This window comes from Pseudoalteromonas aliena (assembly GCF_038155085.1).
GTDB lineage: Bacteria > Pseudomonadota > Gammaproteobacteria > Enterobacterales > Alteromonadaceae > Pseudoalteromonas > Pseudoalteromonas aliena_A.
This window is the reverse complement of the sequence record NZ_JBAKAU010000023.1, coordinates 38,626-50,427: the sequence shown is the minus strand read 5'-3', so window position 1 is coordinate 50,427 and position 11,802 is coordinate 38,626. Positions and strand designations below refer to the sequence as shown.

At 38.7% G+C, this 11,802-nt stretch carries 9 protein-coding genes; all 9 read left to right on the top strand.

Annotated features, from left to right (window positions below):
• The first annotated feature begins 500 nt into the window (after window positions 1–500).
• The 9 genes from V6260_RS16665 to V6260_RS16625 all read left to right on the top strand — a co-directional run bounded on the left by V6260_RS16665 (window position 501) and on the right by V6260_RS16625 (window position 11,801).
• On the top strand, window positions 501–1,556 hold the full coding sequence (locus V6260_RS16665) for a DUF2066 domain-containing protein (RefSeq protein WP_341595207.1): 1,056 nt from the start codon (window positions 501–503) through the stop codon (window positions 1,554–1,556).
• A complete protein-coding gene (gene hda, locus V6260_RS16660) occupies window positions 1,556–2,266 on the top strand; it encodes a DnaA regulatory inactivator Hda (protein ID WP_341595210.1) in 711 nt (236 codons plus the stop codon). The genes V6260_RS16665 and hda overlap by 1 nt, the downstream gene beginning before the upstream one ends.
• 343 nt (window positions 2,267–2,609) lie before the next feature.
• Window positions 2,610–3,590, top strand: coding sequence for a phenylalanine--tRNA ligase subunit alpha (gene pheS, locus V6260_RS16655; protein ID WP_039486289.1), 981 nt, complete (start codon window positions 2,610–2,612; stop codon window positions 3,588–3,590).
• Between the two features lie 15 nt (window positions 3,591–3,605).
• Complete coding sequence (gene pheT, locus V6260_RS16650; RefSeq protein WP_341595205.1) at window positions 3,606–5,993, top strand: phenylalanine--tRNA ligase subunit beta; 2,388 nt, start codon at window positions 3,606–3,608, stop codon at window positions 5,991–5,993.
• Window positions 5,994–5,995: 2 nt separating this feature from the next.
• Window positions 5,996–6,295 (top strand): integration host factor subunit alpha, encoded by a 300-nt coding sequence (gene ihfA / locus V6260_RS16645; RefSeq protein ID WP_002960690.1) that lies wholly within the window; start codon window positions 5,996–5,998, stop codon window positions 6,293–6,295.
• A 415-nt stretch (window positions 6,296–6,710) separates the two neighbouring features.
• Entirely contained in the window at window positions 6,711–8,153 is a 1,443-nt protein-coding gene (locus V6260_RS16640) for a glyceraldehyde-3-phosphate dehydrogenase (protein WP_341595199.1), read from the top strand.
• 182 nt (window positions 8,154–8,335) lie between these two features.
• On the top strand, window positions 8,336–9,463 hold the full coding sequence (locus tag V6260_RS16635; RefSeq protein ID WP_341595197.1) for a M14 family metallopeptidase: 1,128 nt from the start codon (window positions 8,336–8,338) through the stop codon (window positions 9,461–9,463).
• 369 nt (window positions 9,464–9,832) lie between these two features.
• The gene (locus V6260_RS16630) at window positions 9,833–11,335 is read left to right on the top strand and encodes an alanine/glycine:cation symporter family protein (RefSeq protein ID WP_341595195.1); all 1,503 of its coding nucleotides are present in this window, start codon (window positions 9,833–9,835) and stop codon (window positions 11,333–11,335) included.
• A gap of 139 nt (window positions 11,336–11,474) precedes the next feature.
• A complete protein-coding gene (locus tag V6260_RS16625) occupies window positions 11,475–11,801 on the top strand; it encodes a hypothetical protein (protein WP_341595194.1) in 327 nt (108 codons plus the stop codon).
• Window position 11,802 lies beyond the last annotated feature (1 nt).

Genomic DNA, 11,802 nt, shown 5'->3' with positions numbered 1-11,802 from the left:
TTACAGCTATGTGACGGGTTTTTTGCTGTTTGGGATTTAATAAATAGTCAAGAGCCCATGCCGAATTCAGTAATGAAACCAAGCAGCTCGAAGGCGAGCCCCGGCCAACGATAGTGTAGCATTTGGTATGTGAAAGTAGGACATTACCAGGCTTCAAATTGTAGAGAGCCCGATTCGAAAGAATCGGGCTTTTTTACGTCTGCAGAAAAGTGAAATGTGAGCGAATAACGAATATTCTATGCGGTAATATCATCGAGTAATTGCATTAGATACCTTCAAGATCAAACTAAACCTGAAAGGTTCTCGTTTTTCAAAAGTGTAGTTAAAGTTAAGCGTAGGTGAATAGCGTACTACTCATTTAACTATCTTATCCATATTTAATTATTTTATTTTTTATAAAAGCTAATTACTCTCATTTCCTTAGATAACAAATTTAATTTTGCTTTGTTACTGTCTTTGATTTAGGATCAAATCAGTTTAAAACCAAGAACTAACAGCCTGTGTATAGATTATTAATTAGCGCCATATCCATTTTATTTTGTTTTTCTGTGTCGGCAGTTGAAGTAACTGATCTATATCAAGATATTTTAAAAGTGGATGACAAAACACGAGATACTCGATTAGCTGCGAGTCGTAAAGCTTTGCTTAATGTTTTAGTGAAAGTAAGCGGTGATGAAACTGCGGATCAAAATAAATTAGCGCAACAACGTACTAAAGATATTTCTGATTATATGCTTAAGTTTGAATATGACGAGAGAACAAACGGACAATTGAAACTCGTTGTTAAATTTGAAGCTCGAAAGATTAATGCGCTAATCAAAGAGCTAAACTTACCTTTATGGGGAGTACAACGCCCATTAGTTGCAATATGGTTAGGTATTGAAGACAATTGGCGCAGAGAATTAGTAACACAAGAAAGTTACCCGCAGTTAGAGCAATTAATTTATGATAAAGCAGGACGCCGAGGTTTGCCTGTAGTGGTTCCTTTACTTGATTTGCAAGATAGACGTCTAGTAGGAGTCCCGGAAGTATGGGGTAACTTTTCAGAACCGGTAGAAGAGGCTTCTAAACGCTATAGTGCTGAGCGAAGTATAACGGCAAGAATGTATAAAGAAGAAAATAATGAAAATTGGATTTTAGATTGGCGTTTTACAAATGATGATTTATTTGATTCCAATCGATTAACTGGTGATAAACAGCAAATAGTGAGCCAGATGATTGACACCTTAGCACGAGGTCTTGCAAGCGAGTATGCAATTGATCCAAATGCTTATTATGAACAAGCAATTGCTACGCTCACGCTAAAAGGCACACAAAATTTTGTTGATGTAGAATTAGCGAAACGAAGATTATTGAGCCTAAGTGTTGTTACGCAAGTCAAAGTTGTTCGTAAAACCCCAGAATTTGTTGAATTTAAACTAAATCATACTGGTAACTTGAGTGATTTTAAAAAAGGGTTAGGGTTAGACTCTTCATTTAAAGATTATGAGGACCCACGCGCATTTTATCATGTTGTTGATAAAAATAGCTTAGAGTATCAATGGGTAACACCATAATGCTAATGTCTGATCCGATGCAAATGGCATTACCGGTTACTTTACCTGATGACGAAACATTTGCATCGTATTTTGGTGGAGAAGACTCTTTGGAGGTTAATCACCTAAAAGATAGCTTTTCTAAATTAGCAAAAACGTTTCAGTATACATACCTATGTGGTTTAGGTGATTCGGGCAAGTCTCACCTTTTATATGCAACCTGCATTAAAGCACAAGAGCGTGGCTTATCTAATATGCTGCTGTCTATGCGAGAAGTAATTGACTTTGGGCCTATGGTATTAGATGGCTTGGAAGCGCTTGATGTTCTATGTATTGATGACGTGCATTTAGTTGCAGGGAATGATGCATGGGAAAAAGCACTATTTAACTTTTTTAACCGGTTTAACGAACCCGGAAAAATGTTAGTAGTAACGGCCGATTTACTTCCAAGTATGCTTAATATTACGCTGCCTGACTTAGAGTCTCGTTTAACGTGGGGAACAACCTTTCAAATTCGTTCTATGAGTGATGACGATAAAGCACAAGCACTTGTTAAGCGCGCTCACATGCGCGGCCTTGAATTAAGTGATGAGTGTGCACGCTTTTTATTAACCCGTTTAAGCCGCGATATGCGTGCTTTATTAGATGTACTCGACAAATTAGATCATGCATCTATGGCTGCACAGCGAAAATTAACTATTCCTTTTATAAAATCAACGTTAAAGCTGTAGTAGGTCTAGAATCTAGACCCTGATTTCAGTTATCATAACCTATTATCAGAGCGTGTTTACCTTTCCTGATTGGAATTTGTTTAACTTAAGGGTGCTATAATCGCGTTGTGAGGACATTAGCATAGTTTTATATGCAAAACCCGAACAACAAAGAGAGCAGCCTTCAAGATAAACACTTCGGACAATACGTGTTTGTTCTTTATTTAGCGTTATTGCATGACTTATGTAGAAACTACAACCCAATGCCTAACTTTATTTAATGGTCAATCACGCAGTTGAAAAGCAATCTTGAAAGGCCAACACGCTCTTAAGCAATCACCTTCTGTGAAAGATCAGGTATCGAATGAACTTAGAAAACATATTAGCGCAAGCACTTGAGGCGGTAGCCAGTGCCAGTGAAATAGCGCAGTTAGAAGATATCAGGGTTAATTACCTTGGTAAAAAAGGCGAAATCACTAGCTTACTTAAAACGTTAGGTAAAATAGCACCTGAAGAACGTAAAGAAGCAGGCCAGGTTATAAACCAAGCTAAACAAGATGTGCAAGTTGCTATTAACGAAAAGCGTGAATTGCTTGCAAGTAAAGCACTTGAAGAAAAGCTAGCTGCTGAAACTATAGATGTAACTCTGCCAGGTCGTGTTATGCCTACCGGTGGTTTACACCCAGTTACGCGCACTATTGAGCGTATAGAAAGCTTTTTTGGTGAGTTAGGTTTTGAAGTTAAATCTGGTCCAGAAATCGAAGACGATTTTCATAACTTTGATGCGCTTAATATTCCAGAGCACCATCCAGCACGTGCTGATCATGATACCTTTTATTTCAATCCTAAATTAGTACTACGTACACAAACCAGTGGCGTGCAAATTCGTACTATGGAAACTGAGCAGCCGCCACTGCGGATTATTTCACCTGGACGTGTATACCGTAACGATTACGATCAAACCCATACACCTATGTTCCATCAGGTTGAAGGTTTAATGGTTGATACCGATGTTAGCTTTACTGAGCTTAAAGGTATTTTGCATGATTTTTTACGTAACTTCTTTGAAGAAGATATGGAAATTCGTTTCCGTCCTTCATTCTTCCCATTTACAGAACCTTCAGCTGAAGTAGATGTTATGGGTAAAGACGGTAAGTGGTTAGAAGTGCTAGGCTGTGGCATGGTACATCCAAACGTACTTAAGTCTGTGGGCATTGACCCAGAAAAATACACTGGCTTTGCCTTTGGCATGGGTGTAGAGCGTTTGACTATGTTGCGCTATGGCGTAAACGATTTGCGTGCATTTTTCGAAAATGACTTAAAATTCCTAAACCAGTTCCGTTAAGAGTGAAACAATAAAATGAAATTTAGTGAAAAGTGGTTAAGAGAGTGGGTTAATCCTGCTATTGATACGCAAGCTCTTTCGGAACAGCTTTCAATGGCTGGTCTAGAAGTTGATGGTGTTGAGCCTGCGGCTGACAAATTTAATGGCGTAGTTGTTGGTGAAGTTGTTGAATGTGGTCAACACCCTGATGCAGATAAACTGCGTGTTACCAAAATTAACGTAGGTGGCAATGAGCTACTTGATATCGTGTGTGGTGCACCAAACTGTCGCTTAGGTATTAAAGTTGCTGTTGCAACTGTGGGCGCTGTACTTCCTGGCGACTTTAAAATTAAAAAAGCCAAACTACGCGGCCAGCCTTCAAACGGAATGCTATGTGCTTTTGTTGAGCTAGGTATCAGCGAAGAAGGCGACGGCATTATGGAATTGCCAAGCGACGCACCAATTGGCACTGATTTACGTGACTACCTAGGTCTTGACGATAATATTATTGATGTTGATTTAACGCCAAACCGTGGCGACTGTTTAGGTATTAAAGGCCTTGCACGTGAAGTCGGTGTTTTAAATAGTATTGACGTAAATGTATTGGATATTCCAGCTGTTACACCAACTATTGATGACAAAGTATTAATTGAATTAGTTAACGAAGATGCATGTCCTCGTTACCTTGGCCGTGTGATAAAAGGCATCAACCTTGACGCAGAAACACCACTTTGGATGGTTGAAAAGCTACGTCGCAGTGGTGTACGCTCAATTGACCCAGTAGTTGATGTTACTAACTATGTATTACTTGAACTTGGTCACCCAATGCATGCGTTTGATTTAAATGCGATTGAAGGTGGTATTAAAGTTCGAAGTGCAAACGCAGGTGAAGAACTTGTTTTACTAGACGGTAATACCGCTAAATTAAACGACACAACACTAGTGATAGCCGATCATAACAAAGCGCTTGCAATTGCAGGTGTTTTTGGTGGTGAGCAATCAGGTGTTACAGGTAAAACATCTGATATATTACTTGAAAGTGCGTTTTTTAATCCTGTAGCAATTGCAGGTCAAGCACGTAGCTACGGTTTACATACCGATGCTTCACACCGTTATGAACGCGGTGTTGATTTTGCTCTACAACACGATGCAATGGAACGTGCAACAGCACTTCTACTTGAAATTGTTGGTGGTCAAGCAGGTCCAGTAGTTGAAGCTATTGCGGCTGACAAACTTCCAAAAGTGACTGAAGTACGTCTTCGCCGTTCACGTTTAGACCGTGTTATTGGCCATCATATTGAAGATGCTAAAGTAACAGATATTCTTACGCGTTTAGGTCTTGATGTTAAAGTAGAAAATGAAAGCTGGAGTGCGGACGTACCAAGCTACCGTTTTGATATACGCATCGAAGAAGATTTAATTGAAGAAGTAGCACGTGTTTACGGTTACAACAGCATTCCAAATGTTGCACCAACTGCAAAACTTAAAATGACAACACATAACGAAGCAACGATTGCGCTTAGCAAGTTTCGCAATACGTTAGTGACTCGTGGTTACCAAGAAGCAATTACATACAGCTTTGTAGACCCTAAATCACAAGCTATTTTACACCCAGAGTGTAAAGCAATGGTATTGCCGCATCCTATTTCAATTGAAATGTCAGCAATGCGTGTAAGTTTAATGCCGGGTTTATTAGCGTCTGTAGCGTACAATCAAAATCGCCAGCAACCTCGTATTCGTTTATTCGAACATGGTCTTAAATTTATAAGCGACGAAAGTGCAGAAAATGGTGTTTACCAAGTACCGGTTATTGGCGGTGTTATAACAGGCCTTGTAAATGGCGAGCATTGGGTTGAAGAAAAACGTAATGTTGATTTTTACGACCTAAAAGGCGATGTTGAAGCTTTACTTGCTATTACCAATGACATCACTCGCTTTGAAATTAAAGCAGAGCAATCGGATGGACTTCACCCTGGTCAATCAGCTGTAATATATGTTGACGGCAAAAAGGTTGGTTTTTTTGGTGCTTTACATCCTCAAGCTCAAAAATCGTTAGATATCAACAACGCAACTTTTGTTTTTGAAATTGAAATGTCAGCAATAGAAAAAAGAAATTTACCGCAAGCCGAAGGGGTGTCTAAATTCCCTTCAAATCGTCGCGACATCGCGATTTTAGTGGCTGACAGCGTTAACTCTGGTGATATTTTGACCGCAATAGAAAAAGTTGGCGGAAATCAATTGGTTGACCTAAACTTATTCGATGTGTATAAGGGCAAAGGTATTGAGCCAAATTATAAGAGTTTGGCGATTGCTCTAACACTGCAAGCGGTTGATAGAACACTCGAAGAGAAAGACATCAATCTAGTAGTTGATAACGTGGTGGCCGAACTGGCTGAAAAATTTAATGCATCGTTGAGGGACTAGATATGGCGCTTACTAAAGCCGACATAGCTGAACACCTATTTGAAAAACTGGGTATCAATAAAAAAGATGCCAAAGACTTAGTTGAAGCGTTTTTTGAAGAAATCCGCTCAGCGCTTGAAAAAGGTGAGCAAGTTAAGCTCTCTGGATTTGGTAACTTTGATCTTCGTGATAAAAAAGAAAGACCAGGCCGCAACCCGAAAACAGGCGAAGATATTCCTATTTCGGCGCGTCGTGTGGTAACCTTTCGACCAGGTCAAAAGCTTAAAACCCGTGTAGAAGTGGGCACAAGCAAAGCAAAATAAAAAAAGGCAGCGTTAGCTGCCTTTTTCTTTAAAAATTACCTAGTTATGCTGGCTAATTTTCTACAGCCATAATTAATACTAATCTGTAATATTTAATCAATTTTAGAGATTAAATATTACGCTAGCTGCATTAAAATTTCTTATATAAAACAAGTGAATAACAAAAATTCTTGTTGTCGACACAATTTACCTACCTTAAATAGATCACCTAATTAAGCAAATTGCTACAAATCCACATAGTCTACTAATCAAATCTAATTTTTTAAACTTACTTGTAAGTAGCAATCATTTAGCCTCTTAAAGTGGAGAATAACTTTAGATTAAATTACAATAGCCCAGCCGAAGTGCATTACTCTCAAAATATAGTGCATTTTTAAAGGCTATCCGTTCAAAATGATAAACTTAGGTAAATAAAATGACCTCATCTCACGAGTTAGAATACACAAATAGTTGGCAAGAGCGCCAAGATTATGCAGAAAGCATGCAACCAATCATTGGTAAGCTTTACCGTAATCGTGGTATTGAAATCGCTGTATATGGCCGTCCTCTCGTAAATGCCAGTACTATCGATATTATCAAATCTCACAAAACCGTTGCTCAGTTTGAAGGCACTAAATTACGTTTACGCGAAAGCTTCCCATTTTTAGAAGCTATTAGCAAAATGGAATTAAACTCTGCACGTATTGATATTGGTAAGCTTGCATACAGTTATCTGTTCACTGAAGCTGCAAAAGGCCGCTCAGTGGAAGAGTTTGTGAAAGATGAACTTGCAGAAATAGCTAACTTACCAGCGAAAGAACCACGCGATGTTGTATTATATGGCTTTGGTCGTATAGGTCGTTTACTAGCGCGTTTATTAATTGAAAAATCTGGTCCATACTCGGACTTACGCTTGCGTGCTATTGTAGTTCGTGGTGGTAAAGATGGCGACCTAGAAAAGCGTGCTAGCTTACTGCGTCGTGATTCTATTCACGGTCCGTTCAATGGTTCAATCACGATTGATAAAGAACGTAACGCAATTAAAGCTAACGGTAGTTACATTCAAGTTATCTACGCTAACTCTCCTAGCGAAATTGATTACACTCAATATGGTATCGACAATGCGCTAATTGTTGATAACACTGGTATTTGGAAAGACGAAGCGGGCCTTGGCCAGCATCTAGAGTGTAAGGGCGCTGCAAAAGTATTATTAACAGCTCCTGCAAAAGGTAATATCAAAAACATCGTGTATGGCGTTAATAACAAAGATATTTTACCTAGAGATAAAATTGTTTGTGCAGCAAGCTGTACAACTAATGCAATTACACCAACGCTTAAAGCATTAAACGATAAGTTTGGTATCAATAATGGCCATGTTGAAACTGTACACTCGTACACGAACGATCAAAACCTTATTGATAACTACCACAAAGCAGAGCGCCGCGGCCGTGCCGCAGCACTTAACATGGTAATTACTGAAACAGGTGCTGCAAAAGCGGTTTCAAAAGCATTACCAGAGCTTGAAGGCAAGTTAACAGGTAACGCAATCCGCGTACCTACACCTAACGTATCGCTCGCTATTTTGAACCTTAATTTAGCAACAAGCACATCAGTTGAAGAGCTAAACGCATTTTTACGCGATACAGCACTTCATTCAGATTTACGTGATCAAATTGATTACACTGCATCAACGGAAATTGTATCTACCGATTTAGTAGGTAGCCGTTACGCAGGTGTTGTTGATTCACAAGCAACAATTGTTGAAGATAACCGTATTGTTTTATATGTATGGTACGACAATGAGTTTGGTTACAGCTGCCAAGTAGTTCGTTGTATGCGCGATATGGCCGAAGTGTTATTCCCAAGCTTACCTCGCTAATTTATTTGCAGTGACTTAAAAGCCAGCATGTTGCTGGCTTTTTTGGTCGTGTATTACTTTTAAAGCGTATGCCTTGTGGTAGGCTTTAATTAAGAAAATGCACATTCGTTTTACTATTTAAAAATAATGTCAGTTCTGTGAATTAATAAGCAGATAAACTTATTCAACCTAAAGGTTTTTTCATGAAAATCAGCAGCAATTTCGACAGTGGTAATATCAAAGTTATTGAAGCCACCGATCCTTTAAATATCCAATTAGAAATTAATAAAGATCACCAGTCTGAATTTTATCAGTGGTTTCACTTTCGCCTTGAAACAACACCTTACCAATTGCATAAGTTAAATATTAATGAGCTTGATAAATCAGCTTACCCAGATGGTTGGGAAGGATATCAAGCCGTTGCATCATATGACCGCCAAACATGGTTTCGTGTACCATCAAGCTATGAAAATGGCACATTAAGTTTTGAAATTGAACCAGAGTGCGGCAGTGTATATTTTGCTTACTTTGCGCCATACAGTTACGACCGCCATTTAGATTTATTATCTTCGGCACAAAGCCAAGGTGCTTGCCAATTAATAACGCTTGGTGAAACACTCGATGGCCGCGATATGAGTGTGCTTAAAATTGGTGAGCCAAGTGACGACAAGAAAACTATTTGGATCACAGCACGTCAACACCCAGGTGAAACAATGGCGCAGTGGTATGTTGAAGGTCTATTGCATAAACTTCTTGATGACGAAGACCCGCATGCTGCAGCGCTCTTATCAAAAGCAGTATTTTACGTTGTGCCAAATATGAACCCAGATGGCAGCGCACGCGGACACCTTCGTACTAACGCTAAAGGGGTTAACTTAAACCGTGAATGGCAAACACCAAGCATGGAAAATAGTCCTGAGGTTTACCTAGTACTAAATAAAATGCGCGAAGTTGGTTTAGATATGCACCTAGACATACACGGCGATGAAGCTATTCCATATAACTTTGTGGCAGGCAGTGAAGGCATTCCAAGTTACGATGCTCGTCTTAAAGGTCTTGAAGATAGTTTTAAAGCTGCGCTTTTAACTATTACACCAGAGTTTCAAGATGAGCATGGCTATCCAAAAGATGAGCCAGGTCAGGCTAATCTAACGGTAGGTTCATCAGCTACTGCTGAAGAATTCAAAGCATTAACGTACACAATTGAAATGCCATTTAAAGACAACAACGATTTACCTGATCCAGACTATGGCTGGTCAGACCGTCGTTCGTATCAATTTGGTCAAGATACGTTAGCTGCAATTGTTAATGTTGTTGATAATTTAAGATAAAACGTTTGCTTGAAGGGTATCAATAGTTTTGATGCCCTTTTTACTTTTAGTAAAACCCCTTTTATAAAAATAATAATCATATAGCAACTTCATTCCAAAACGTTTTTAACGTTTCTTAGCCGCGTATAATCAACGTATCGGTACAAATCAATCTATTTTCATTTAAATACTGCTGATGTAGTGCCTTGCAATAGCTATGTAATTAAATATTTTGAAAATTAAGTGTTAACAATGTTGGGGTACTTAAGTTAAGATTAATTAAATAATGAGTCGAGACGGGAGAGGTAAAACCTTATTTCGTGAAACTTATGTTGAGTAGTAGCTAAAACAGAGTCTCGTAATTAAAAATAATAAATATAGAGGAAATCCATGGAAGCTTTTGTAAGCGCTGTTAATGATGTTGTTTGGAGTAATGCACTCATCTATTTATGCCTAGGCGCAGGCTTGTTTTATTCAGTGTTGACTCGATTTGCTCAAGTTAGACATTTTAAAGAAATGTGTAAGTTATTATTTAGTCCTAACACATCTGATAAAGGTATCTCATCTTTTCAAGCCCTTGCAGTATCGTTATCTGGACGTGTAGGGGTCGGTAATATCGCAGGTGTTGCAGCAGCTATCGGTTTTGGTGGGCCAGGTGCAATTTTTTGGATGTGGGTTGTTGCTTTTTTAGGAGCAAGTACCGCATACGCAGAATCTACTTTAGGCCAAATTTATAAAACAGAAGAAAGCGGGCAATATCGCGGCGGTCCAGCGTATTATTTTGACCGTTGTTTAGGGCAAAAATGGCTAGCTGTTTTATTTGCTGTTTCGGCGATTATTGCATGTGGTGTTTTTCTGCCAGGCGTACAAGCAAATGCGGTAGGTAATGCGTTTACCCAAGTGTTTGGCAATGGCAATATGGTTTCTACTAGCTTTGGTGATGTAGGTAGCTTTAAGTTAGTCGCTTTGGCAATTATCCTTATTGTTTTGGCATTTATTATTTTTGGCGGTATAAAGCGTATTGCTAACTTTACCCAAATTGTAGTGCCATTTATGGCGCTCGGTTACATAGTATTAGCACTAATCGTTGTATTTTTAAATTTAGATAAAGTGGGTGATATATTTTATTTAATTATTAGTGATGCGTTTACTGCGCAGGCCGGTTTTGGTGCTGCTATTGGTTGGGGCGTTAAACGCGGTATATATTCTAATGAAGCAGGCCAAGGTACTGGGCCTCATGCAGCAGCTGCAGCAGAAGTTGATCACCCGGCTCAACAGGGGTTAGTACAAGCTTTCTCTGTTTATGTTGATACCCTCTTTGTGTGCACTGCAACTGCATTAATGATTTTAATAACGCAGCAATACAACATTGTGGGTGAGCTACCTGCAGGGCAATTTATTGTACAAAATGTTGATGCAGCGACTGAAGTAGGATCAGCAGCCTTTACTCAAATGGCTCTATTTAGTGTATTTGGTAGCTTTGGACAGGCATTTGTTGGCATCGCTTTGTTCTTCTTTGCCTTTACTACGATACTTGCTTATTACTTTATTGCAGAGACTAATATTGCTTACTTAAATCGTTATTTTAAGGGCAATATTCCGCTTGTTCTTGTAAAGTTTGTAATTATGTTTATGGTTGCATACGGTATGGTAAATAATTCAGGTTATATTTGGACTATTGGTGATATAGGCGTTGGCATAATGGCTTGGATTAACATACTAGGTATTTTAGCCATTTTCTTCGTAGCTAAGCCTGCTTTGCTATGTTTGAGCGATTATGAAGAACAGAAGAAAAAGGGCGGAAAAATCACATTTGACCCAGTTAAATTAGGTATTAAAAATGCCACTTTCTGGGAAAAACGCCTAGCAAAACAGTCAAAAGATGCTGAGTAATTAAACTTAGTGGGTAACTTGAATGTTTGTCGTTTCTAAATCATTTATTGGTTTAAATTCAAAAAAGACAACGAGAAATAAAACAAGTACAATAAAGGCGCCGAAAGGCGCTTTTTTTATGCGTAGTATGGAGAGAAGTATGGCGATTATTCGTTGCCCAAAATGTGCAAAATCAATTTCAGATAAACATAAGCAATGTCCGCATTGCGAAAGTAACATTGCAGAGCTAAACGACGAGCAAGTTTTACAGCTTCAACGTGAACAGCGAATTAAAAAAAAGCAGATGTTTATAAATCACTCCTTTTTGGCGCTTATCTTATTTTTAGGTGGTTTTTTCTGTTTGTACTTCTTACAGCCACAAGAAAAAACGCTTCAGTGGTATGCTTATACGGTAGCGATTGGCGTAGGTTGTATTTGGTATATTATAAACCGTATTATTTTAGTGACTCTAAAAAAGAAAAAATGAC

Bases quoted from the DNA above. Each gene is read 5' to 3' on its own strand.
- V6260_RS16635 (WP_341595197.1), top strand. From the start codon at position 8,336: ATGAAAATCAGCAGCAATTTCGACAGTGGTAATATCAAAGTTATTGAA.
- pheS (WP_039486289.1), top strand. From the start codon at position 2,610: ATGAACTTAGAAAACATATTAGCGCAAGCACTTGAGGCGGTAGCCAGT.
- V6260_RS16640 (WP_341595199.1), top strand. From the start codon at position 6,711: ATGACCTCATCTCACGAGTTAGAATACACAAATAGTTGGCAAGAGCGC.
- ihfA (WP_002960690.1), top strand. From the start codon at position 5,996: ATGGCGCTTACTAAAGCCGACATAGCTGAACACCTATTTGAAAAACTG.
- hda (WP_341595210.1), top strand. From the start codon at position 1,556: ATGCTAATGTCTGATCCGATGCAAATGGCATTACCGGTTACTTTACCT.
- pheT (WP_341595205.1), top strand. From the start codon at position 3,606: ATGAAATTTAGTGAAAAGTGGTTAAGAGAGTGGGTTAATCCTGCTATT.
- V6260_RS16625 (WP_341595194.1), top strand. From the start codon at position 11,475: ATGGCGATTATTCGTTGCCCAAAATGTGCAAAATCAATTTCAGATAAA.
- V6260_RS16630 (WP_341595195.1), top strand. From the start codon at position 9,833: ATGGAAGCTTTTGTAAGCGCTGTTAATGATGTTGTTTGGAGTAATGCA.